This is a genomic window from Alkalibacillus filiformis (assembly GCF_030814115.1).
Lineage (GTDB): Bacteria > Bacillota > Bacilli > Bacillales > Alkalibacillaceae > Alkalibacillus > Alkalibacillus filiformis.
The window spans coordinates 1,000,256-1,022,954 of sequence record NZ_JAUSUP010000001.1 but is presented as its reverse complement, the minus strand read 5'-3'; the positions used below and the strand labels follow the sequence as shown (position 1 = coordinate 1,022,954).

At 35.8% G+C, this 22,699-nt stretch carries 24 protein-coding genes and 1 rRNA gene; 19 read left to right on the top strand and 6 right to left on the bottom strand.

The features are described from left to right. Nucleotides 1–162: 162 nt before the first annotated feature. Nucleotides 163–278 (top strand): 5S ribosomal RNA (gene rrf, locus J2R98_RS05545). Between the two features lie 110 nt (nucleotides 279–388). Here the strand turns inward: rrf and J2R98_RS05540 are convergent. Further along, nucleotides 389–1,663: a BaiN/RdsA family NAD(P)/FAD-dependent oxidoreductase gene (locus J2R98_RS05540; RefSeq protein WP_307066881.1), complete on the bottom strand. Its 1,275-nt coding sequence runs from the start codon at nucleotides 1,661–1,663 to the stop codon at nucleotides 389–391. Nucleotides 1,664–1,753: 90 nt separating this feature from the next. On the opposite strand from J2R98_RS05540, the gene J2R98_RS05535 reads away from it, so the two are divergent. The 8 genes from J2R98_RS05535 to J2R98_RS05500 all read left to right on the top strand — a co-directional run bounded on the left by J2R98_RS05535 (nucleotide 1,754) and on the right by J2R98_RS05500 (nucleotide 9,048). Further along, the gene (locus J2R98_RS05535; protein ID WP_307066879.1) at nucleotides 1,754–3,376 is read left to right on the top strand and encodes a putative polysaccharide biosynthesis protein; all 1,623 of its coding nucleotides are present in this window, start codon (nucleotides 1,754–1,756) and stop codon (nucleotides 3,374–3,376) included. 11 nt (nucleotides 3,377–3,387) lie between these two features. Continuing rightward, complete coding sequence (locus tag J2R98_RS05530; protein WP_307066877.1) at nucleotides 3,388–4,098, top strand: pseudouridine synthase; 711 nt, start codon at nucleotides 3,388–3,390, stop codon at nucleotides 4,096–4,098. A gap of 15 nt (nucleotides 4,099–4,113) precedes the next feature. Beyond that, a complete protein-coding gene (thpR, locus tag J2R98_RS05525) occupies nucleotides 4,114–4,668 on the top strand; it encodes an RNA 2',3'-cyclic phosphodiesterase (RefSeq protein ID WP_307066875.1) in 555 nt (184 codons plus the stop codon). 1 nt (nucleotide 4,669) lies between these two features. Further along, nucleotides 4,670–5,557: an NERD domain-containing protein gene (locus J2R98_RS05520; RefSeq protein ID WP_307066873.1), complete on the top strand. Its 888-nt coding sequence runs from the start codon at nucleotides 4,670–4,672 to the stop codon at nucleotides 5,555–5,557. A 54-nt stretch (nucleotides 5,558–5,611) separates the two neighbouring features. Further along, nucleotides 5,612–6,520 carry a diacylglycerol/lipid kinase family protein gene (locus J2R98_RS05515; RefSeq protein ID WP_307066871.1) on the top strand — a complete coding sequence of 303 codons (909 nt, stop codon included), beginning with the start codon at nucleotides 5,612–5,614 and terminating at the stop codon, nucleotides 6,518–6,520. 109 nt (nucleotides 6,521–6,629) lie between these two features. Further along, nucleotides 6,630–7,427 (top strand): phosphotransferase family protein, encoded by a 798-nt coding sequence (locus tag J2R98_RS05510; RefSeq protein WP_307066869.1) that lies wholly within the window; start codon nucleotides 6,630–6,632, stop codon nucleotides 7,425–7,427. 90 nt (nucleotides 7,428–7,517) lie between these two features. After that, the gene (trmB, locus tag J2R98_RS05505) at nucleotides 7,518–8,156 is read left to right on the top strand and encodes a tRNA (guanosine(46)-N7)-methyltransferase TrmB (protein ID WP_307066867.1); all 639 of its coding nucleotides are present in this window, start codon (nucleotides 7,518–7,520) and stop codon (nucleotides 8,154–8,156) included. 28 nt (nucleotides 8,157–8,184) lie between these two features. After that, the gene (locus tag J2R98_RS05500) at nucleotides 8,185–9,048 is read left to right on the top strand and encodes a YtnP family quorum-quenching lactonase (RefSeq protein WP_307066866.1); all 864 of its coding nucleotides are present in this window, start codon (nucleotides 8,185–8,187) and stop codon (nucleotides 9,046–9,048) included. A 68-nt stretch (nucleotides 9,049–9,116) separates the two neighbouring features. Here the strand turns inward: J2R98_RS05500 and J2R98_RS05495 are convergent, their stop codons facing one another. Beyond that, nucleotides 9,117–9,425, bottom strand: coding sequence for a PepSY domain-containing protein (locus tag J2R98_RS05495; protein WP_307066864.1), 309 nt, complete (start codon nucleotides 9,423–9,425; stop codon nucleotides 9,117–9,119). 145 nt (nucleotides 9,426–9,570) lie between these two features. Between J2R98_RS05495 and J2R98_RS05490 the strand changes: the two genes are divergently transcribed. Then, nucleotides 9,571–10,638: a M42 family metallopeptidase gene (locus J2R98_RS05490; protein WP_307066863.1), complete on the top strand. Its 1,068-nt coding sequence runs from the start codon at nucleotides 9,571–9,573 to the stop codon at nucleotides 10,636–10,638. A 56-nt stretch (nucleotides 10,639–10,694) separates the two neighbouring features. Here the strand turns inward: J2R98_RS05490 and J2R98_RS05485 are convergent, their stop codons facing one another. Continuing rightward, nucleotides 10,695–11,135, bottom strand: a complete 441-nt coding sequence (locus J2R98_RS05485) for a YtoQ family protein (RefSeq protein ID WP_307066861.1) — start codon at nucleotides 11,133–11,135, stop codon at nucleotides 10,695–10,697. A 153-nt stretch (nucleotides 11,136–11,288) separates the two neighbouring features. Between J2R98_RS05485 and J2R98_RS05480 the strand changes: the two genes are divergently transcribed. The 6 genes from J2R98_RS05480 (at nucleotide 11,289) to murC (ending at nucleotide 17,103) form a co-directional block, all read left to right on the top strand. Continuing rightward, a complete protein-coding gene (locus J2R98_RS05480; protein WP_307066859.1) occupies nucleotides 11,289–11,825 on the top strand; it encodes a hypothetical protein in 537 nt (178 codons plus the stop codon). A gap of 21 nt (nucleotides 11,826–11,846) precedes the next feature. Next, a complete protein-coding gene (locus J2R98_RS05475; RefSeq protein WP_307066857.1) occupies nucleotides 11,847–12,869 on the top strand; it encodes a PTS sugar transporter subunit IIC in 1,023 nt (340 codons plus the stop codon). Nucleotides 12,870–12,958: 89 nt separating this feature from the next. Next, nucleotides 12,959–13,771 carry a DUF1444 domain-containing protein gene (locus J2R98_RS05470; protein WP_307066855.1) on the top strand — a complete coding sequence of 271 codons (813 nt, stop codon included), beginning with the start codon at nucleotides 12,959–12,961 and terminating at the stop codon, nucleotides 13,769–13,771. Between the two features lie 5 nt (nucleotides 13,772–13,776). Beyond that, the gene (ytpR, locus tag J2R98_RS05465) at nucleotides 13,777–14,394 is read left to right on the top strand and encodes a YtpR family tRNA-binding protein (protein WP_307066853.1); all 618 of its coding nucleotides are present in this window, start codon (nucleotides 13,777–13,779) and stop codon (nucleotides 14,392–14,394) included. Between the two features lie 41 nt (nucleotides 14,395–14,435). Beyond that, a complete protein-coding gene (locus tag J2R98_RS05460; protein WP_307066852.1) occupies nucleotides 14,436–15,545 on the top strand; it encodes a nicotinate phosphoribosyltransferase in 1,110 nt (369 codons plus the stop codon). Between the two features lie 262 nt (nucleotides 15,546–15,807). Then, a complete protein-coding gene (gene murC / locus J2R98_RS05455) occupies nucleotides 15,808–17,103 on the top strand; it encodes a UDP-N-acetylmuramate--L-alanine ligase (protein ID WP_307066850.1) in 1,296 nt (431 codons plus the stop codon). A 246-nt stretch (nucleotides 17,104–17,349) separates the two neighbouring features. Here murC and J2R98_RS05450 read toward each other — a convergent pair whose 3' ends face one another. Continuing rightward, nucleotides 17,350–18,465 carry an aminopeptidase gene (locus tag J2R98_RS05450; protein ID WP_307066848.1) on the bottom strand — a complete coding sequence of 372 codons (1,116 nt, stop codon included), beginning with the start codon at nucleotides 18,463–18,465 and terminating at the stop codon, nucleotides 17,350–17,352. 148 nt (nucleotides 18,466–18,613) lie between these two features. Between J2R98_RS05450 and J2R98_RS05445 the strand changes: the two genes are divergently transcribed. The 3 genes from J2R98_RS05445 (at nucleotide 18,614) to ytxJ (ending at nucleotide 19,857) form a co-directional block, all read left to right on the top strand. Further along, nucleotides 18,614–19,030 carry a DUF948 domain-containing protein gene (locus J2R98_RS05445; RefSeq protein ID WP_370871937.1) on the top strand — a complete coding sequence of 139 codons (417 nt, stop codon included), beginning with the start codon at nucleotides 18,614–18,616 and terminating at the stop codon, nucleotides 19,028–19,030. A gap of 25 nt (nucleotides 19,031–19,055) precedes the next feature. Beyond that, complete coding sequence (locus J2R98_RS05440; protein ID WP_307066844.1) at nucleotides 19,056–19,451, top strand: YtxH domain-containing protein; 396 nt, start codon at nucleotides 19,056–19,058, stop codon at nucleotides 19,449–19,451. 85 nt (nucleotides 19,452–19,536) lie between these two features. Then, complete coding sequence (gene ytxJ, locus J2R98_RS05435) at nucleotides 19,537–19,857, top strand: bacillithiol system redox-active protein YtxJ (RefSeq protein ID WP_307066841.1); 321 nt, start codon at nucleotides 19,537–19,539, stop codon at nucleotides 19,855–19,857. A gap of 49 nt (nucleotides 19,858–19,906) precedes the next feature. Here the strand turns inward: ytxJ and mntR are convergent, their stop codons facing one another. Both mntR and J2R98_RS05425 read right to left on the bottom strand, forming a co-directional pair. Continuing rightward, nucleotides 19,907–20,332: a transcriptional regulator MntR gene (gene mntR, locus J2R98_RS05430; protein ID WP_307066839.1), complete on the bottom strand. Its 426-nt coding sequence runs from the start codon at nucleotides 20,330–20,332 to the stop codon at nucleotides 19,907–19,909. Between the two features lie 97 nt (nucleotides 20,333–20,429). After that, the gene (locus tag J2R98_RS05425; protein ID WP_307066837.1) at nucleotides 20,430–22,574 is read right to left on the bottom strand and encodes a cell division protein FtsA; all 2,145 of its coding nucleotides are present in this window, start codon (nucleotides 22,572–22,574) and stop codon (nucleotides 20,430–20,432) included. Nucleotides 22,575–22,699: the final 125 nt, after the last annotated feature.

The window sequence follows — 22,699 nt, the reverse complement described above, 5'->3', positions numbered from 1 at the left end:
GGTAGATAGGTTCGAGGTGGAAGCGTGGTGACACGTGGAGCTGACGAATACTAATCGATCGAGGACTTAACTTAAAACAAAAGTGAAAAGCGCGTCTTCGACTTTGGTTGACTCTTATCTAGTTTTGAAGGTATAACCTTCAATTATAAAAAAATATATTTGTCCGGTGGCATTGGCAGAGAGGCCACACCTGTTCCCATGCCGAACACAGAAGTTAAGCTCTCTAGCGCCGATGGTAGTTGGGGTTCTTCCCCTGTGAGAGTAGGACGCCGCCGGGCAATCTTTATTAGTTCAGTTAAAACTGAACTTTTTTTATGATTTTTTATTACATAACCGAATAGTACAAAGTAAAAACCGAGACCATTGCATGATGGTCTCGGTTTTTACTTTAGTCTTCTATATAATTAGTAGCTCGTTGTGCTGCATTTAAGCCAGCAATATAACCTGTGGAGAAAGCAGCAGTAATATTAAACCCTCCAGTATAACCATGAATGTCTAATACTTCTCCACAGAAGTATAGTCGATCCATTATTTTAGAAGCCATTTCACTTGGTACTATTTCTTTTAATGAAACACCACCCCCTGTAATAAATGCTTTTTCTATTGGTAATGTTCCATTGACGTTAAATTCAAAGCTTTTCATGATATGCGCTAACCTAATGACTTTCTTTTTTTCTAAATGATGATATGTTGTCGATGGATCAATTTCTGCTAATTCCATTAAGTAAAGTAGAATACGTTCTTGTAACATCGGCTTCCAAACATGTTTAACAGATTTATTAGGTGATTGTTTTGAAGCAGACATAAGTTGGTCTACTAATTGTTGCTCATTTATATCTGGAAAACAATCTATAGAAACTTTTAATTGATCAACATTATGTTTTTTTAATGCTTTTATAACGTATTGACTTAATCTAAGGGCGGCCGGTCCAGAAATTCCTTCGTGTGTGAAGAGGACATCCCATCGATGAGTTTTAATTGGTTTACCATTCGGTTTTAGAGCAGTTATAGTAACATCTCTTAGTGAGATGCCTTGTAATATTTTTTGTTTTATAAAAGGTTCATTAGATGTCATTGGAACTTCAGTTGGATAAAGCTCGGTAATTGTATGTCCTGCCTTTTTAGCCCAGGCATAACCTTGTCCTTCACTGCCGGTATGTGGTACTGATTTTCCTCCTACCGCAATGACAACGGAACTTGTCTCTACTTTTTCTCCATTTTCTAAAATAATCGTGTGAGTATGTTCACCGTAATGAATGGCATCCACTTTCGTGTTAAGTTTAGTATTTATATTATGTTGATCAATTTGTTCTAATAACCTGTTCACGACAGTAATTGCTTTATCATTCACTGGGAACATTCTACCTTTATCCTCTTCTTTTAACTTAACTCCTAGAGATTCAAAGTAATCAATAATAGAATAATTGTTAAAGATCGAAAATGCACTGTATAGAAACTTTCCGTTACCAGGAATATGTTCGATTAGTTCTTTATCAGGTAAGACGTTTGTTACATTGCAACGTCCACCACCACTGATTGCTAGCTTTCTACCAAGTTTTTTACCTTTTTCTATTAATAAGGTGTTTGCACCATGACGGCCGGCTGTTATTGCAGCCATTAACCCAGATGGCCCACCACCAATTACAACAACATCATATTTCAAATTTATTTCATACCCTTCTGCTCGTTATTTTTCTCCCTTCTATATGATAAAATAAAAGAGTTAGAAAGAACAATAATTGTAGGTGAAAATATGTCACAGTCAAATATTTTAAGAGGCACGATGATGTTAACAGGTGCCAATTACTTATCGAAAGTACTAGGGTTATTATATGTTATACCATTTTTCGCTTTAGTAGGTGATACAGGAGGAACTTTGTACTCCTATGCTTATAACCCTTTTCAAATATTTTTAACCATCTCATCTTTAGGCATACCTATGGCCATGTCTAAATTTGTTGCGAAGTATAATGCTTTGGAAGATTATCGGACGAAGGAAGTTATGTTTAAATCAGGTTTGTTTTTTATGTTTATAACAGGTCTGGTCTCATTTCTAATTATGTTTTTAAGCGCAGAGTGGTTAGCGCGTATATTCGTTCCGGCAGATGGCGACTTTTCGAATTCATTGAGTGATGTGACGTTCGTTATTCAAATGGTTAGTTTTGCTTTACTAATAGTTGCCCCGATGAGTATCGTAAGAGGTTATTTCCAAGGACATGGTTCCATGGGGCCTAGTGCGATCTCGGTTGTTGTTGAACAAATCGTAAGGATCGTTTTCTTATTGGCTGCAGGTTTTGTAGTGTTAAGGATCCTCGATGGTACGATCACGATGGCAGTTGGACTAGCTGCTTTTGCTGCATTCATAGGTGCACTCGCTTCTAGTCTTGTATTAACGGCGATTTATCGCAATCGAAAACCAGAGATTGAACGTCAACTTAGGGAATCAGGTAAGCGTGCTCCGAGTATTCCTCGGCGTGATATGTACCAAGAATTACTTTCATATGCAGGTCCATTTATATTAGTCGGAATTGCTACACCGTTATATCAATTAATTGACCAAGTCACATTTAATCGAACGATGAGTAGTATCGGACTTAGTGAAATTTCAGAATCTATGTTGTCAGTCATCATTGTGTATGGTCATAAGTTAGTTATTATCCCTGTTACACTAGCCATTGGGTTAGCAATGGCCTTATTACCGTCGATTACACATGCTTTTACACAAAACAATCATCAAGAGTATCAGAATTATATTAGTAAGGCATTCCAAATTGTTATGCTTTTAATTTTACCTGCATCTGTTGGTTTATCCCTTTTATCAGACGAAGCTTATGGGACTTTATATGCACCTGAGGAAGTTGTTTATGCAGGGTCCATATTGGCAGTGTATGCACCAGTGTCACTATTTTTTGCGCTTTTTACTGTCAGTGCTTCGATGTTACAAGGTGTTAATAAGCAGAACTTCACTTTAATTAGTTTAGGGATTGGACTTTTAGTTAAAATAATTTTAAACGTCCCGCTTATAACGGTTTTACAAGCAGAAGGTGCTGTTATTGCAACAGGAATTGGTGTGTTAACGGCTGCAACGTTAAATATCGTTAAGTTATATAAAGAAACGAAATTTGAGTTAAAGTCGTTGTTAAAAAAATCGTTACTCATCATTATTTTAACGACTATTATGGCAATCATTGTTGTAATGACGAACTGGCTAATAGGCTTACCATTTAGTGACGGTACGCGTCTACAATACTCAATTCAATTATTCGGCTCTGTAACCGTTGGTGCCTATGCTTATCTATGGTTAGCATACAAAACAACGTTATTACAGCATTTACTCGGAGAAAGAGTTAACCGCTTTTCAAAACTGTTTATATAGGAGTATGATTTATGCGTTTAGATAAATTGCTGGCAAATGAAGACTTCGGTTCACGGAAAGACGTTAAAAAATTAATTAAAAAAGGGTCAGTTCAAATTGATGGGGAAGTCATTAAAGATGTTTCCCATCATGTTGACCCTACTCAATCTGAAGTCGTTGTGAACGGACATGTCATTGATTATAGAGAGTTTGTCTACATTATGCTAAACAAACCAAAGGGTGTGATCTCTGCAACAGAGGACTCAAGACATAAATGTGTAACAGATTTATTAGACCCGTTTTATGATAAATTTAATTTATTTCCAGTTGGAAGGTTAGATAAAGACACAGTCGGTTTATTGTTACTAACGAATGATGGAGAATTAGCTCATCACCTTACATCTCCAAGGAAAAAAGTCGATAAAATATATGAAGCGACTATTAATGGAATTGTTACAGAAGAAGATGTACAAGCATTTAAAGAAGGTGTCACATTAGATGACGGTTATTTCACGAAACCCGCTCAATTAGAAGTATCAGAGACAACAGATGAACACTCCTGGGTCATTGTTAAGATCTCAGAAGGGAAGTTCCACCAAATTAAACGTATGTTCCAAGCGAGAGGACACGAGGTGCGATTTTTAAAACGACGTCAAATGGGAAGCTTATCATTAGATGAACAATTACCTTTAGGTGAATACCGGGAGTTAACAGAACGAGAGTTAGACCAATTAAAAGCATAAAAGTGGTGATTTCAAGTGAACCATTATTTTATCGGTATTAAAGTTCCAAACGAAGTGGCACAGAATCTATCTCAATGGCAACAACTCGTCAAGCCTTATGTGAGCTATCGTGGGTGGGTACATGAATCTGACCTTCACTTAACATTAAAGTTTTTAGGACCTGTTTCAGAACAAAGGGTGGCTCAATTAGCAGAGCAACTCGAAGAAATTACGGTTCCTCAGTTTAATTTAAGCATTGACGGGCTTAGTCATTTTGGAAAAAAAGAACAACCTAGAGTATTGTTTGCGAAAGTTCAACTTGTAGATCCGTTAACTGATTTAAAAGAAGATGTTGAAAAAGCAGCTGCAGCACTTGGTTTTGAACAAGAAAAACGATCATACAAACCACATATTACACTCGCTAAAAAATGGAAAGGTGAAATGACTTTAAATACAAATTTAAATAATAAGATTAATGATCCGATTAATCACTTTAGAGTTGAGGAGTTTCAACTTTTTAAAATTCACCCACAAAATGAACCGAAATATGAAGTCGTCAAAACTTTTGCATTAAAGGAAACAGGTGAATAATATGGCACAGTTAATTAAATTACAAGATTATATATCGCGTTATGAAACAGATGTATATCGTTATCCAGGACAATTCACTCGTCTAAAAAAAGAGAATTATGAAGCAATTTATAGACAGTGGGTGAATCAACCAAAACCGGAGGGTGAAGAGTTTAATCACGAAGAAGAACAACCTCGTTGGAGAAATTGGTTCAAACGTCATCACGAACCTGAAGACGAATTAACATCTACGCTACCTAAAACTGAAGAAGAATTAAAAATTGAGTTTCTCGATAAAACATATCAATTTCAATTGAAATGGGCATCTAGTACGTTACAAGAAGTATCATTTCTTGATCGAATGTACGAAATAGATGAACGGCTAAAGTATTTCTTAACTCGATTTCCTGACACTTATTTATTGATGTATTACCCAATCTTTAGGTTAAAGCATGCTCTTTTAGAAGGTGAAATCATTTTAATTACGCCAACTGAAGTTTTATGTATTAATTGGCTTGATGATGGAAGTAACAGTGTATATGAACCAGTAGATCAGCGAAAATGGCTAAAAAAAGTTGATGAAACTGAGAAAATGGTTGTAAACCCTAATATCGCGTTAAAACGAATGGAAAGTACAGTAAGAACTTTGCTAGATTATCATAATGTAAACTTTGATATTAAGAAGTTAGTTCTTACAAGTCAAGGTGTGATTAATTATAATCACTTGCCTTTTCAAACAGAGTATGTTGATCGTGAAAACTATCAAACTTGGTTTCAATCAATGCGAGAAAGCAAAATTCCATTAAAACATAAGCAATTAAAAGTAGCAGAGACTTTATTATCTTATACCCAAACGACATCAATCAAAAGGCCAGAATGGGAAGATGTTGAAAGTGATGAGCAGTTTTAAGGAGTACTTCACAATAAATCAAGTGTTTTAAAGTAAACTTGAGGAGCTTGATCTATGTATGCATTTATTATTAATTATAAAGCTGGAAGTCAAAAAGCTACTTCTATATATGAGTACATAAAAGAAAGATATCATGTTGAAATCTCACAACATAAAATTTATGTTACACAGTATGAAGGTCATGCAACAGAGCTCACTAAAGCAATCGTGAAGAACGGTGAAGCTAAAACAATCATCGTTATTGGTGGTGACGGTACAGTATACGAAGTGTTTAATGGCCTTAAAAATAACCACAATATAGTAATTGCTCTTATTCCAACTGGTTCTGGCAATGATTTTGCTAGAGGTTGTGGAGTGGAGTTAAACCCATATAAACAAGCTGATCGACTATTTCATCAACCTGAAAAAATCAATTATTGGCTTGGGGAATATGAAGTTAATGGAGATCAATATGTTTTTGCTTCAAGTATTGGCTTTGGTTTTGATGGTGAAGTGGCTCAAACGGTTGATCAGTCTACGTTAAAAAAATGGTTAAACATTTTTCGCTTAAAACAACTAATTTACGTTTATGGCCTGGTTAAAAAAATATTCACCTATAAACCGAAAAATTTGTCTTTAAATGTAGATGGGAAATGTATTAAAATGGACAATACATGGTTAATCACGATTAGTAATCACCCGTATTTTGGTGGTGGGATGAAAATAGCACCTAATGCTGAAGTGAATGACCAACACTTTACCATAACAACAGTTAATAATATATCTAGAATGAAAATACTTTTACTATTTATAACTGTATTTTTTGGTAAACATACTAGCTTAAAAGAAGTAGATTCTTACCAAGCTGAAACATTATCAATCTCAAGTGATTCCCCGTTAATTTACCAAGCAGATGGCTTTACGGATGAGGTTGAACTATGCCATATTCGTAAACACTTACAACCATATTTCATTTTAAAATAAAGTTTATTTGTATATTCTCTTGAAAAACCATACTAATATAGGTTATTCTATTCTAGTCTGACTATTTAATAGAACTTGAACGACACGCAATAAAGTAGGTGAGTGAACGATGGAACAAGTGCTAGGTTCCGATTGGTTAATAACGCCAGCTGGAGGAAGCTCAGGTGAAGCTTATTTAGCTGAAAATAGTGACCATCAGAAATTATTCTTAAAAAGGAATTCCTCTCCGTTTTTAGCGATTTTATCTGCTGAAGGGATTGTACCTAAGCTCGTTTGGACGAAACGTTTAGCGGATGGGGATGTTATAACAGCGCAAAAGTGGTTAGAAGGTCGCGTATTAACAAAGCCCGAGATGCAGCAAGATGATGTCGTTCAACTGATTAGCAAAATTCATCACTCATCTGAAATATTACACTTATTTATGCGCATGGGTAAAAAGCCATTAGAACCTTGGCATTTACTTGTTAATTTACATGAGAAAAGTAAAAAACTATCAATTTCTGAAACTAGTATTGTAAAACAAACAGTTCAGTTCTTAACGAATCATATAAGCGTTGTTGAAAACCATAAAAAGGTTGTTTGTCACGCAGATCTTAATCACGAAAATTGGTTATTAGGAGAAGATGATCATTTATACTTAATCGACTGGGATAATGCTGTATTAGCAGATCCAGCAATGGACTTAAGTATGTTGTTATATCAATACATTCCAAGGACAAACTGGGAGCAGTGGTTAGATCAATATGGTATTCAGTTAAGTGATCATTTACTCGCACGTTGTCAATGGTATATGACAGCACAGTCGTTATCATTTTACTTATGGCATCTAGAGCGCGGTGATGATCAAGAAGCAGAGAAATGGAAAAAACAATTAACTAGCGATCAGCAATTATTTATAAAATATTAATCCATATCTATATCCTTGATTGTTCTTGGATATAGATATTTTTATTGTATAATGGAAATGAGACTAACATGATTGAAGAAAGGTGTCATTATGAGATTACGAAATAAACCATGGGCTGAAGGATTTATTCAAGAACATACATCGATCGTTGAACAAGCACCTTACGAAAGGAAAGGTAGTTGGAATTCGATCTTCGAGAAGCAACAGCCAATTGCTTTAGAAATTGGAACTGGCAAGGGTCGTTTTATAGAAGGCATGGCTTTAAAAAATCCTGACCTAAATTTCATTGGTATTGAACGTGATAAAAACGTTATTGTAAGTGCTATTGAGAAATTAAAAGAGCAGGAAATAACAAATGCGAAATTAATGCATGAAAATGCTAAAGATTTGCGCGATATGTTTGCGGAAAATGAAGTGGATCGCCTATATTTAAACTTTTCAGATCCTTGGCCTAAAACACGTCATGAGAAAAGACGTTTAACTTACCACACATTTTTAGAACAATACAAAAGTGTTTTGCATGATGAAGGTCAAATTATTATGAAAACGGATAACCGTAAGTTATTTGAATATAGCTTAGTAAGTTTCTCGCAATTTGGGATGAAACTAGAAGATGTCACCCTAGACTTACACGCCTTAGAAGATGAAATGAATGTTATGACAGAGTATGAAGAGAAATTCTCTAACAAAGGACAACCAATCTATCGTTGTATGGCATCTTTTAAATAAATGATTTTGTTTACAAAAGGGTGAGAGAATGGAACAAATAACAATTGATCAGTTGACGTTAACTTGGTTAAATGGCGGTGTAACGCACATGGATGGTGGTGCGATGTTTGGCGTCGTCCCCAAGCCACTTTGGAGCAAAAAGTATCCACATAATGAATCTAACCAAATTGAATTACGCTGTGACCCTATTTTAATTCAAGTAAATGACCGTAACATTTTAGTAGATTCGGGTGTTGGGTTTGGAAAGTTAAATGAAAAGTTAAAACGTAACTTTGGAGTTTTGGAAGAATCTCACGTCGTTTCGTCTTTGGAAGCCTTAAATTTAACGGTACATGATATTGATACGATTTTAATGACACATTTACACTTTGACCATGCAAGTGGCTTAACTTACATTAACGATCAAGGAGAGCTTGCTTCAACTTTTCCTAATGCAACCATTGTGACATCAGAGGTGGAATGGGAAGAGATGAAGAATCCTAATATGCGTTCAAAAAATACGTATTGGAAAGAAAATTGGGAGCCGGTGCAACATCAAATTGCAACTTTTGATGGGTCATATGAAGTGTTTCCTGGCTTTACAATGAAGCACACGGGTGGTCATAGTAATGGACATTGTGTCATTCACTATGATGGTCAACAAGAATCGTTTGTTCATATGGCTGATTTAATGCCAACCCATGGTCATCAAAACCCACTTTGGGTATTAGCATATGATGATTATCCTGTTACAAGCGTGCATGAGAAGAAGGCATTGTTGGATGAGGCATACGAGAAGGAGCGGTGGTTTATTTTTTATCATGATGCTTATTATCGTGCGATTCGCTTTGATCAAGAAGGACAAATTGAAGAGAAGTTAGAACGTATGCGTTATGAATATACCAATGAATAAATGGAAACCCGAGCATGGCCTTAACGGAGGATGCTCGGGTTTTTATGTGCTTTAACTTTAGTAGTAGATTAGATCGTATAGGAAGCTAGTATTTGTCCTGTTGATGCATCGACATAAAATTTATAATGCTGAGTTTGTCCATCAACTGTTCTAGAAATACCGCCTTGATAAGCGATATATTGTTGTCCGTCTTTTCTATAGAGTTCTTTCTCCATTAAAATCCAAGAACCACTGATTGGTCCACCTTGTTTAAATAACTCTTTAACGTGTTTTAAAGCTACTTCAGGCACAATCCATTGTTCTTTAATCTTTTTGCCAACATAAGCTCCAACAGTAGCCCCGACTGCTGCAGGTACGATTAGTTTATACCATTTCATGTTTAGACCACTCCAAATAAATTTGTTTCTTATATTATAAGCTTAATATTCTCGAAATTAAAATAGCTTTCAGCAAACTATGATGGATTAATGTTAATTTTCTGTTAAAATAAAAATAAGTAATCTAAAACTTGGAGTGATACATATGAATCAAGAAACGAAGGATTTATTCAAAACGTTAACGGAATTGCCGGGAGCACCAGGGCATGAGCATGAAGTCCGTCAATTTATGCGTCAAGAGTTAGAAAAGTATTCTGATGAGGTCGTACAAGACAAGCTGGGCGGCGTGTTTGGAGTACGTCACGGTGAAGGGCCGAAAGTGATGGTTGCAGGCCATATGGATGAAGTTGGTTTTATGGTAACACAAGTAACGAAAAACGGTATGTTACGCTTTCAAACGTTAGGTGGCTGGTGGAACCAAGTTATGCTAGCTCAACGTGTACAAGTCATGACTGACAATGGCCCAGTCGATGGTGTAATTGGATCAATTCCACCGCATAACTTAACACCAGAACAGCGAAAGAAACCAATGGAAATTAAAAATATGTTAATTGATATTGGTGCAGATGATGAAGAGGACGTGAAAAGAATCGGAGTTAAGCCAGGTCAGCCAATTATACCTGTCTGCCCATTTACAGAAATGGCTAATGTGAAGAAAATAATGGCTAAAGCTTGGGATAATCGTTATGGTTGTGGCCTTTCAGTTGAATTGCTAAAAGAATTACAAGGTGAAAAGTTATCTCATACATTATATTCTGGTGCAACAGTTCAAGAAGAAGTTGGACTTAGAGGTGCACAAGTTGCTGCTAATATGATTGACCCAGACATTTTCTTTGCACTAGATGCTTCACCTGCTAATGATATGGAAGGTGATGAAAATGAGTTTGGTCAGTTAGGAAAAGGAGCATTACTACGTATTTTTGACCGTTCAATGATTACACACCGTGGTATGCGAGACTTTATTTTAGATACTGCTGAAACACATGACATTCCATATCAATACTTTATTTCACAAGGTGGAACTGATGCAGGACGAGTTCACACCTCAAATGATGGAGTACCATCAGCAGTTGTTGGGATTTGTTCTCGTTATATTCATACAAGTTCATCTATGATTAACATCGATGACTATGCAGCTGCTAAAGAGCTATTAACTAAATTAGTTAAGTCAGTTGATCAATCAACAGTTGATTCTATTAGACAAAACGGTTAAATTAAAAGAGAGATGAATAGGTCGTTAGTCCCTATTTCATCTCTCTTTAATTATGTTTATTGAAAAGTATAAGCTATCACATCAATAGCTTGATCGATTGTTTCAACAGTGACATTTGCTTTATTGGATAACTCTTTTAACGGATGGATTAAAGAGTCGGGGCGAATTAGAATTAACGGTTTATTAAGTCCAATGGCAATACCAGCATCCATTGCTGTGTTCCACTGTTTATATGATTCACCGAAAAGTGCAATAACAGCATCTGACTTTTGCATCATTAATTCCGTTCTAAAATTATTAATACTAGAAGCGGCGTCATCGCGGTATAGGTTGTTAGGTTGCTTACCTAAGATATTTTCACCGATATCATCAGATAGACTATGATTTTCTTGAGGTCCGTAGAAGTTAATGTTCAAACCTTTCTCTTCAGCTTTTTGTTTTAATTGTTCGCGCCAATCATCATGAATTTGTCCTGCTAAATAAATTGATAAGTTCATTAAATGACCTCCTCATTATAGGTTTGTTATATTTAATAATGAATAGATAGCTAGATTTTGTCAAATACATAAGCTTTAATTTTTAATATAATTGTAAGCGGTTAATAGTGTTTTATCAGAGAGAAAAACTTTATGATCTAGGAGGGAAAGAAGTTGAAATATATAAAAATTTTGCCTTTAGTGTTTGTTGTTGTTATCTCGGCATGCTCTCCATCAGCAGAAGAAGCATTTAATCAAGCAGAAAGTGAAGTGAGGAGTGTTGTTTTATCTTCTGAAGATATTGAGCCTAACTATTCATTTGACCGATTTGATACCTATAAACCAGAAAACTTTCAAGTTACAGACGAAAATCAACACAATGTTGTTTTTAACGACGGTGATCAACCTTATGTATTATTCGTAAATGAGTTTGAAGAGCCTAATAGTAAGTGGTTTTATAACCGTATACAAGATGAAGGTGTTTATTTAAGAACAATTGAAACAGATGATGCATTTGCCTACATTCATGCGATTGAGCATGATGATCAATACGAGGTTCATTTAGGTATTGGCGGAATTAAAATGTCTACAGTTACTAATTTAAACCAAGTTGAAGATGATGCGAAACTTATGATCGAAATTATTAGTTCAGTTGAACAAAACGAAGAAGACGAAGACGAAGACGAAGATGAAGATGAAGAAGAAGAATAACTATTGTCGGGGGTTGTTGCTGTGAAAGCATTTCTACAGAAAAAAGGTGTTGAACCATCTTTTCACCAATACTTGATTATCTCATTAAGTTATATGGCATTGGGGTTATTTGCTTCTTTAATCATTGGTACAATTATTCAAACGCTTGGAAGTGAAGTGCCATTTCTACCAGGTGCATTTGTGGAAATTGGTGATTTTGCTACCCAGCCGATTATTTATGGTGGTGCGATCGCAATCGCTGTCGCTCATGGACTAAAGGCTCCACCATTAGTTTTATATAGCGCGCTTTTCGCGGGGAGTTATGCAGCAGATATCGGTGGCGGCCCTGCTGGAAGTTTTATTGCAGCATTGTTAGCTGTTGAAATTGGTAAGTTAGTAAGTAAAGAAACGAAACTAGATATCGTTGTCACACCGTTTGTAACAATTTTAGTCGGATTTTTAGTGGCCTCATTTGTAGGACCACCGATTTCAGCCTTTTTAGAAGGGTTCGGAGCCATTATTAATTGGGCGACTGATTTGAGACCATTTTTAATGGGGATGATTGTTGCTGGTTTAATGGGCTTAGCTTTAACAGCTCCAATCTCAAGTGTAGCCATCGCTGTTATGTTGGATTTACAAGGATTAGCAGCAGGGGCAGCGACAGTAGGTTGTGCAGCCCAAATGATTGGCTTTGCTGCAAGTAGTTATCGTGAAAACGGAATATCTGGTGTTGTATCACAAGGGATTGGAACGTCGATGTTACAAATAGCTAATGTTGTACGCAAACCTATTATTCTATTACCGCCGACAGTTGCTGGCGTCATTTTAGCACCTGTTGCGACAGTGTGGCTACATTTAGAAAATAATGCGATCGGAGCTGGCATGGGGACAAGTGGAATCGTTGGACCTATTATGGCATTTGAAACGATGGGCTTTTCAATAGAGTTATTAATTATTTTAATCGTTTTATTAATCGTCGCACCAGCAATTATAAGTTTAATTATATCTGAAGCGCTAAGGAAAAAAGGTGTCATAAAAGATGGTGATTTAAAGTTAGATGCTTAATTTTCCACCCTAGTAAGCCGTTAGCTTTTCTCGTCCAGTAATACATGGTAAAATAATGGCTAGTGTGCTTCGGTAAAGGGGGCAAAATAATGAAAATGACAAGTATTAAAATGAAAAAGAAGCTAGAAGAACAGTTTAATCGTGATGAATGGAAGACGATTTTTGATAAAGATCAAGATACGTTTAGGGTAGAGTGGAAGCATAGTGGACAAGGAGTGACAATTTCACTACCAGGGGTCATTTCCAAGTGGGAAAACCGAAAAGATGAAGCAGTGGATGAGCTTGTGTCACATATAACAGAAGCATTGAAAATCATGAATGAAGAGCAAACATTAGAAGGGAAAGAAAATCAAATCTTCCCTGTCATACGCTCAGGTTCATTCCCGACTGAATCAAATGATGACGTGCCACTTGTTTACACTGAACATACAGCCGAGACAAGAATTTATTATGCGTTAGATCTAGGTAAATCTTATCGGTTAGTTGATGAAGAGATGATGAAAAAGGAAAACTGGGAGTATGAGCGCATACGTGAAGTCGCTATGTTTAATGTGAGAAGACTCCCGACAGACATGAAACAAGATGAAGTCGCAGGCAATACATTTTATTTCTTATCAACTAATGACGGCTATGATGCCAGTCGTATATTAAATGAAGCTTTGATTGAAGAAATGAAAGCAAAAACTGAAGGCGAATTAGCAATCGGTGTACCACACCAAGACGTTATGATTTTTGCAGATATTCGTAACAAAGTCGGCTATGACGTGTTAGCTCAAATGATGATGCAGTTTTTTGCAGAAGGTCGAATCCCAATTACATCTTTACCTTTCTTATATGAAGGTGACCAATTAGAACCAATCTTTATCTTAGCTCAAAAAAAACGTGAAGATGATAAGGAGTAGAGAAAATGCAACTAGTTTATAACCGTGAAGGTATTGGAGACGTATTAGTTTTAACACTTAAACAAACAGAAGAAAAAATTTCAACGACTTCTTATGGGTCTGTGACTCGTATTGCTATTGAATCGACAAACGAGCCTGTAGCTTACAACATCTTTGGTATTTCTGATTATTTAGATGTTAATCGTTATGAACTTCTCAATGTTAATCAAGAGTTAATCGACAAAATTGAAACGATCTTTAAAGAAAATGGACTTGATGAGGAACTCCACATTGATGTATCACCTAAGTTTGTTGTTGGTGAAGTAGAAGAAGTGAGTGAACATGAAGACTCCAACAAGTTAAATGTATGCCAAGTTAATGTTGGCGATGAACAATTACAAATCGTTTGTGGCGCGCCAAATGTTGCTGAAGGACAAAAGGTTGTCGTAGCCAAAGTTGGGGCTATTATGCCAAGCGGAATGGAAATTAAAGATTCCGAATTAAGAGGTGTGTCATCAACAGGAATGATTTGTGCGGCAAGAGAATTAAACTTACCGAATGCACCTCAGGAAAAAGGTATTTTAGTATTAAACAACCAAGAAAAAGCTGGCGAACCATTTCAAGTTAGAATGTATGAAGCGTAATGCTGTTTGATTGATCAATAATAGTGGATGAGGGGTCTACGATGAAAGAATTTGAATTGAAGCAACAAGGTGAAATTAAACGCTTAACAAATAAAACCTTCAAGTTTGATGAACGAATCAAAGACGGTTGGTTCTCAGCAGTCTACTTTTTAAAAACAAAGAAAATTGTTGAAGAGCATCTTGCTAACAATGTTATAACAATGCAGTTCTTTCAAAAGAAAGATGCTGTTTTATGTGGAACAGATGAAGCGATAGCTTTGTTACACACATTTGCCGACAACCCAGAGGATTTAGAGATTTATTCATTACAAGACGGCGACAAAGTTAGTCCATATGAGTCTGTGTTAACTGTCACTGGTCGTTACCAAGACTTCGGTTTTTTAGAAGGTATTGTAGATGGAATTTTAGGTAGAAGGACATCTGTAGCGACAAATGTGTATGAGGTCGTTAATGCTGCAGGAGTTTCAGGTAAACAAAAACCAGTTATTTTCATGGGTGATCGTGATGATCATTATACGCAGCAAGCTGGAGATGGTTATGCGGCTTATATTGGTGGCTCGACGGCACAAGCGACGCATGCTATGAACGAATGGTGGGGTAAACAAGGTATTGGAACGATGCCGCATGCCCTTGTCCAAATCTTTAAAGGTGATATTGTTAAAGCAACACTGGCGTATAAGGAAACTTTTCCTGATGACGAACTAATTGCCTTAGTTGACTATAATAATGATGTCATTACGGATTCACTAAAAGTTGCACGCGAGTTTAAGGATGAGTTGAAAGGTGTGCGCGTAGATACTTCTAAAAACATGGTTGATAAATATTTCTTTAGAAACCAACATTTGATGGGTTCATTTGATCCAAGAGGTGTTAATCCACAACTTATTTTTGCTTTACGTAAAGCGTTGGACGATGAAGGGTTTAACCATGTGAAAATCGTGGCTAGCGGTGGTTTTACTGAAGAGAAAATTAAACGTTTCGAGTCATTACACGTCCCGATTGATATGTATGGAGTAGGAAGTAATTTACTTAAAATGAAAATTGGCTTTACTGGGGACAATGTACTTTTAAATAACGAACATGAAGCCAAGCAAGGTCGTAAATTCTCTCCGAACCCACGGTTAGAAAAAGTTGATTATACAGGCGAATGATTGTATTTGCAATCATTCGCTTTTTTTATGTGTTTAGCATAATAGGATTATGTATTTTCATAGGTTTTAAACAGAAGAATTAGGAAATAATATTTATAAATTAAATTTTATAATCAAATGTAAATAAAACGTAATATAGATGTTATAACAATTGTCAAAATACATACTGGATAATCTAAATAATTCTGCTATAATGAAAAAAGCAATTTCATAAAATAGACATATACTAATAACAGAATGAAGAAAAACGGGGGTTCGATTAATGTCGACTTACCATTTTATTGGCATAAAAGGAACAGGAATGAGTGCATTAGCGCACATCTTGCATGATTCAGGTAAGATTGTGCAAGGATCAGATATTGAAAAAACTTTTTTTACCGAAGAAGCTTTAAGACAAAAAGACATAACTATTTTGCCATTTAGTGAAGATCATATTCAAGAAGGTCAAATAGTGATTGCAGGTAATGCGTTCAATGATGATCATGAAGAAATTGTTCGTGCTAAACAATTAGGCGTACCATTTTATCGTTATCATGAGTTTCTAGGAGAATATTTGCAAAATTATACGAGCATCGCAGTAACTGGAGCACACGGAAAAACATCGACAACTGGTTTATTATCACATACGTTAAGTGAAAATGTACCAACTTCATACTTAATTGGCGATGGAACTGGACGTGGTCGTGCAGACAGTCAATACTTTGCATTCGAAGCTTGTGAATACCGCCGACATTTCTTGGCATATGAGCCGGACTATGCAATTATGACAAATGTAGACTTTGACCACCCAGATTATTTTAAAGATTTAGATGATGTGTTTGCTGCTTTTCAAGAGATGGCTTTAAAAGTTAAACGAGGGATTATCGCTTGTGGTGACGATGAGAAGCTTCAGGAAATTCAAGCAAAAGTACCGGTCGTATATTACGGATTTTCTGATGAAAATGACTTCCAGGCAAAAAACGTTAAAGAATCAGAAGAAGGTACGACATTTGATGTATTTGTAAGAGGGACTTTTTTCGATACGTTTATCATTCCTACTTACGGGAATCATAGCGTACTAAATGCTTTAAGTGTAATTGCTTTATGTGACTACGAGAAGTTTTCAACAGAACAAATTAAGAGGATTTATACATTTGAAGGAGTTAAGCGCAGGTTTACTGAAACACAATGGAAAGATGGCCAAATCATTATTGATGATTATGCGCACCACCCAATTGAAATCGACGCAACGATTGATTCAGCTCGTAAGAAGTATCCCAATAAAGAAGTAGTAGCTGTATTTCAGCCACATACGTATACGAGAACACGTAAATTTTTAGATGAGTTTGCTGAAAGCTTATCAAAAGCAGACCACATTTATTTATGTGATATATTTGGTTCGGCACGTGAACAAGATGGTAACTTAACGATCAATGATTTACAAAAGCGAATTGAAGGATCAGAAATCTTACCAGAAAATAATACTGAAACATTACAACACCATAAAAATAGCGTTATTTTATTTATGGGTGCAGGTGATATTCAGAAATACCAAGAAGCTTTCAAAGCTTTAGCATAATTTGTGAATATATTTCCAGCTAGTAAACTTTTAAAAGAGCTAGCTGGTTTTTGTTGTCACACGCTAGGATTTATCAGCGCTCGTGGAGTTTTATCAGCGTTCGCATGAATTTATCAGCGCTCGCGGAAGTCTTATCAGCGCTCACATGAATTTATCGGCGCTCGCGGAAATCTTATCAGCGTTCACATGAATTTATCAGCACTCAAAAATATAAAAAGGGAGTGAGCCTTAGCTCACTCCCAATCTTTATGCTTTTAACTGATCGGCATTTAATCCTTCTAATTCTGGAATGACGAAACGACCATCTTTTCGGATTAGTTCACCGTCGAAATACATTTCACCGCCACCATAGTCTTTACGTTGAATGTTAACCATATCCCAGTGAATGGATGAATCATTTCCATTATAGGCATTTTCATACGCTTGTCCAGGTGTAAAGTGGAAGCTTCCATCAATTTTCTCATCGAATAAAATATCTTTCATTGGGTGTTGAATATACGGATTAATTCCGATTGCGAACTCCCCGATGTAACGAGCTCCTTCATCCGTATTAAATACTTGCTGAATTCGATCTGTGTCATTGGCTTGAGCATCTACGATTTTACCATCTTCAAATGTTAACTGGACGTTTTCATACGTAAACCCTTGATAAGGTGAAGGTGTATTATATGTGATCGTGCCATTTACTGAATGACGAACTGGAGCTGTGTATACTTCACCATCAGGTATATTCATTTCTCCAGCGCATTTGATAACTGGTATATCTTTAATAGAAAATGTTAGATCAGTACCAGGGCCTGTGATTTTAACTTCATCAGTTTCTTCCATTTTCTTAACTAAAGCATTCATAGCTTTATTCATTTTCTCATAGTCTAATGTACAAACATTGAAGTAGAAATCTTCGAAGGCTTCTGTACTCATTTCTGCTAATTGAGCCATTGATTCATTAGGGTAACGAAGGACGCACCATTTAGTTTTTGGTACACGGATCTGTCTATGAACATTCATAACCGTTTGACCATAGATTTTATTTTTTTCGTTTGGTACATCTGATAATTCATTAATATTATCACCAGAACGAATGGCTATGTAAGCATCCATATCTTCCATAACGGTTGCCTCATAACGTTCCCAGGCTTTCATTTGTGTTTCATTGGCCCCTTTAAGTAGTGTCCGCATAATTTTAGGGTCTTTTAATTCTACAAATGGATGTCCACCTGCTTCATAGGCTTTTTCTACAATTGCAGATACTAATTCACGTTGCATACCCGTATTTTCAATTAAAAGTTTTTCTCCTTCTTGGAGTTTAACTGAATAATTTACGAGTAAGTCTGCTAGTTTATTAATACGTGGGTCACGCATCGTTTACTCCTCCTCTACTCTACAAATCCATAAAACTTATGATACCATTATACTGAAATAAGAAAATAAATTCACTAATAAGTTTGACAAGAATAAAATCCGGGTATAGATTAAATATAATGAGTATTAACGGAAGGGGATGAAACAGTTGAATTTATTACATATTTCTGCACTAATTGCTGCTATTGCTTTCGCTATCGGGTTTATTGTCCTTGTATATTACATTGCGACCACCCTAAAGTCAGTTAGACGTACGTTACACCATACGGCAAACACGATGGAAGGTTTCGAAAAACAAATGGAAGGTGTTACTAAAGAAACCGAATTGTTATTAAATAAAACCAATCGCCTTGCTGAAGACATAACAGAAAAAACTGAAAAGGTAGATGTTTTATTTGATGGGATAAAGGGAATAGGATATACTGTGAACCAATTTAATGATTCATTACAAAAGCTGTCTGATGAATTACAGGAACAAGCTAATGAACATGCTGCCCAAACCTCCCAAACGATTAAATGGGGAGAGGCTGCAATTCATTTGTGGAAGAAATATAAAGATAAATAAAATAAGGGTCTAAGGAGGAATTGTAATGAGCGAAGAGAAACAAAAGACGGAAGAAAACATTAATAGCAAAGATTTTATGATTGGCACTTTAATTGGTGGTATTGTAGGAGCATCAGTTGCATTAATATTTGCACCAAAATCAGGTAAAGAACTAAGACAAGATATTAATACTGGAGCTCAACAAGTTAGAGAGCGTGCAGATGAGTGGAAAGACGTAGCTTATGAAAAAGGTACAGAATTCCAAGAGCGATTTTATGAAACTAAAGAACAGCTACAAGATAAAGTGAATGAACTGAAAGATCAAGCGTTAAATGAAGGTGAAGATGTTGCGCAAGATATTGCCGATGCAATTGAAGAAGCGACAGAAGAGTTAGAACGTCAAGAAGCAAATGAACTTTACGAACGCTCTCAACAAAGTTAAGATATTAAGGGTTGTTAGTTGACAAAACTAACAACCCTTTTATATTTTAGTTTTAGTGAGACAATAATTTTAGGGGGCAATAATCATGGCAGTAAAACAAATTACAGCTCAAGATGAGTTAAAGAACATATTAGAACAAGAAGATGCTTTATTACTTAAGCATAGTTTAACTTGTCCAATTAGTAGTGATGCTAAAAATCAATTTGAAAAATTTACAGGACAAACTGAATTACCAGCTTATATTATTCACATTCAAGAAAATCGAGAGCTATCAAACTTAGTAGCAGAGCATTTTGGTATTAAACATGAATCACCACAAGTTTTCTATATAAAAAACGGCGAAGTAAAATTCCATGCTTCTCATTTTGATATTAATGCTAAAAAGTTAGAAGAAGTCACAAAATAATAAGCATACAAACTAGACCCCAATATGCGCTCCGCATATTGGGGTCTGTTTATTCTTTATTACTATTCCGTTCTTGTACCTTCTGTAATGCATTTAACCGCTCAGGGTCTTCTTGGAAGTATTCAACTAAGTCACCAATTCTGAAAATACTTTCCCAGCTTAAGTGATGTTCAATTCCTTCTACTTCTTCATAGATACTATCTTCTTCCGTACCGATAATCTCGAGAAATTGTTCTAACAGTTCATGTCGATATACTAACCGCTTTCCAATCTTTGTTCCTTTATCGGTTAACACAATTCCTCGATATTTTTCATAGTGAAGGTAGTCTTTTTCGTCTAATTTTTTAACCATTTTCGTAACAGACGATGGGTGGACGGATAAACGTTCAGCTATATCTGAAGCTCTCGCATATCCTTTTTGATCAATTAATATGTATATTTGTTCAATGTAATCTTCCATACTAGGAGTTGGCATGTTGTACCTCCAAATGAATAGTTCATTACCTATTATTTTAGCAAACAAAAGCCGATAGCAAAAGTTTTTTCCTAAAGCTATCGGTTATATTGATCTGTTAGGAATGTGGTTGATTCATTTCTATCCATTTAATATTTAATTGATCACCGTCAAAAATCGGTTCAGTAAAGCCAATCTCCGCGCCGTTTCGATACAACTTGAAGTGTTTACCTTTCGTCTCGTTCATATCAATGTCGATAAAGCGAAACAAGTCTTGGAATATAAACTGTTGTTCTTTAATTTCAATTTGATCATTTGGATAGATCAGTGAGTCTAGGCTTAACACTTCATTATGACGAGTGATGGTTGATAATTGATACGATAAATCAACTGGTTGGTGATCATATATAACAGTTATTGAATCTTCTAGATTAATTTCTAAAAGCTCTAATAAATCATTTGCTGTTATATAATCAGTTACTTCATAATTTAATCGGTCAAATTCTTTAATCGTCGTATCAAGTTGTGCGATCTTACTGTTAAGATATAACGTTAGCATTTGGTCTTTAATTAGGTGATCTTTACCGTTCACCTTTATTTTAAAGGGATGTATCTTCTCATGAATGTTGAAGTCAACATGTTGTATAAGGACATCTTTTACAGTGATTTTTGGTTGCCAATTTATTTTGTCACCATCTTGAATTAAATCATCAATGTGAGCTACATGATCATTTAACTCGACTGTTTGTGGCATTCTTATTTGACCATCATTAAGATAAACCGTTAGATCTTCTAGAGGACCAGTGAGGTCTTGCACGGTAACGTTAGGTGTATGACCATCTTCACCTTTTATTACTTCGATTTCATCACTGTGAGAAATCGAGTTTTGGATTGAAGCTATTTTTCCATTGATCTTGATCGTTGGTGCAGTCCCATATGTTCCTGGAATTGTGATTGATTTACCGTTAAATGTAACAACAATTCCCATACCTGGTTTTCCATAAAGTTTTTTAAGTTCTATTCCAGCAGCAAGTAAGCAATCACCAATCGTTAATTGCTTTAAATCAAATAAACGGACCATTCGTTCATTAACCGTAACACTGATGTAATGGACTGGACTCTGTTGTGATGCAATAGCAATTCCAATTGGCGTCACATACTCAGGGCTGCTTGGCAACTGATCTTGACCTTTTAGGCCTTTGATCGCTTCTATACCACGCACTGCGACTCTATTTTTCGGTAACTGTAGTTTTTCTGCAATATATTGTGTTAAATTAGGTGTTAAACTACCGCCGCCTACTAACATGACCGCTTGTGGTGATTGTTTGTTAAGCTCAATCACTTGATCACATATAGAATCAGCTAATTGTACTATAGCATAATGGATTTCTTTTGTTGCTTCTTCAATTGGGACTTCAGATGTAAAACCTAATATATCTTCAATTTCCATTTTATTTTGTTCTACTAATTGTCTTTTGGCTTCTTCTGCTTGATGAAAGTCTAGTAAATACTGTTGGCTAATTGCTTCTGTAATTTCATCTCCAGCTTTAGGAACCATCCCATAAGCAATAACAGTTCCGTCCTTTGTAATTGCAATATCACTAGTCCCAGCACCTATATCCACTAAAGCAACGTTTAATTTTCTCATAGATTGTGGTATGAGGACTTGGATTGCGGCAATAGGTTCTAATGTTAAAGCTTGCATCTCTAATCCAGCACGTTGTAGCGCTGATAACAGTGATTCGACAACAACTTTAGGAAGAAAAGTCGAGATAATATCAACTTGGGCTTGTTCACCTTGTTGGTCGATTAACGATCCGATTTCTTGCTCATCTAAATAGTAATGTAAAACAGAATAACCAACACAATAATATTGTGTGCTAGACGCTTCTTCTACTTGTTCAGCTAGTTGATATTGGGCTTGTTGTACAGCTGCTAATTCCAAATGAAATATATCATCAGATGTGATTAATGGTTGTTCGGAAATATTGACCGTAACAGAACTATTCATCGTTTTTAGAGCACGCCCAGCAGCTGCGACACACACTTCATTAAGTGTTCCGTGTCTTGCTTCTAGCTCATGTTTAACTTCTTGAATGACATCTGATACAGCAATAATATTATGTATTTGCCCATCTACCATAGAACGTTCTTTATGTTCACGTGAAACCATATCTATAACACGATAGACATCATCTTCCTTTTGTAAAATAAGACCTACTACAGTTCGAGTTCCGATATCTAACGCAAATAAATGGTTCATATTAGTCCACCTCTTTAATAAATACAATGTTCAAAGTTTTAAGCTGAAGAGAATGACAAGACTTAAGACGTTCGATATAATAATTGTATATGAACACTTTAAATCGTTGAATTTAGCGAATATTT

Coding starts and splice junctions, on each gene's coding strand:
- J2R98_RS05495 (WP_307066864.1), bottom strand. CDS start 9,425: ATGAAATGGTATAAACTAATCGTACCTGCAGCAGTCGGGGCTACTGTT.
- J2R98_RS05490 (WP_307066863.1), top strand. CDS start 9,571: ATGAATCAAGAAACGAAGGATTTATTCAAAACGTTAACGGAATTGCCG.
- J2R98_RS05485 (WP_307066861.1), bottom strand. CDS start 11,135: ATGAACTTATCAATTTATTTAGCAGGACAAATTCATGATGATTGGCGC.
- J2R98_RS05440 (WP_307066844.1), top strand. CDS start 19,056: ATGAGCGAAGAGAAACAAAAGACGGAAGAAAACATTAATAGCAAAGAT.
- J2R98_RS05515 (WP_307066871.1), top strand. CDS start 5,612: ATGTATGCATTTATTATTAATTATAAAGCTGGAAGTCAAAAAGCTACT.
- J2R98_RS05520 (WP_307066873.1), top strand. CDS start 4,670: ATGGCACAGTTAATTAAATTACAAGATTATATATCGCGTTATGAAACA.
- J2R98_RS05500 (WP_307066866.1), top strand. CDS start 8,185: ATGGAACAAATAACAATTGATCAGTTGACGTTAACTTGGTTAAATGGC.
- J2R98_RS05470 (WP_307066855.1), top strand. CDS start 12,959: ATGAAAATGACAAGTATTAAAATGAAAAAGAAGCTAGAAGAACAGTTT.
- J2R98_RS05535 (WP_307066879.1), top strand. CDS start 1,754: ATGTCACAGTCAAATATTTTAAGAGGCACGATGATGTTAACAGGTGCC.
- J2R98_RS05530 (WP_307066877.1), top strand. CDS start 3,388: ATGCGTTTAGATAAATTGCTGGCAAATGAAGACTTCGGTTCACGGAAA.
- J2R98_RS05510 (WP_307066869.1), top strand. CDS start 6,630: ATGGAACAAGTGCTAGGTTCCGATTGGTTAATAACGCCAGCTGGAGGA.
- mntR (WP_307066839.1), bottom strand. CDS start 20,332: ATGCCAACTCCTAGTATGGAAGATTACATTGAACAAATATACATATTA.
- trmB (WP_307066867.1), top strand. CDS start 7,518: ATGAGATTACGAAATAAACCATGGGCTGAAGGATTTATTCAAGAACAT.
- ytpR (WP_307066853.1), top strand. CDS start 13,777: ATGCAACTAGTTTATAACCGTGAAGGTATTGGAGACGTATTAGTTTTA.
- murC (WP_307066850.1), top strand. CDS start 15,808: ATGTCGACTTACCATTTTATTGGCATAAAAGGAACAGGAATGAGTGCA.
- ytxJ (WP_307066841.1), top strand. CDS start 19,537: ATGGCAGTAAAACAAATTACAGCTCAAGATGAGTTAAAGAACATATTA.
- J2R98_RS05450 (WP_307066848.1), bottom strand. CDS start 18,465: ATGCGTGACCCACGTATTAATAAACTAGCAGACTTACTCGTAAATTAT.
- J2R98_RS05460 (WP_307066852.1), top strand. CDS start 14,436: ATGAAAGAATTTGAATTGAAGCAACAAGGTGAAATTAAACGCTTAACA.
- J2R98_RS05425 (WP_307066837.1), bottom strand. CDS start 22,574: ATGAACCATTTATTTGCGTTAGATATCGGAACTCGAACTGTAGTAGGT.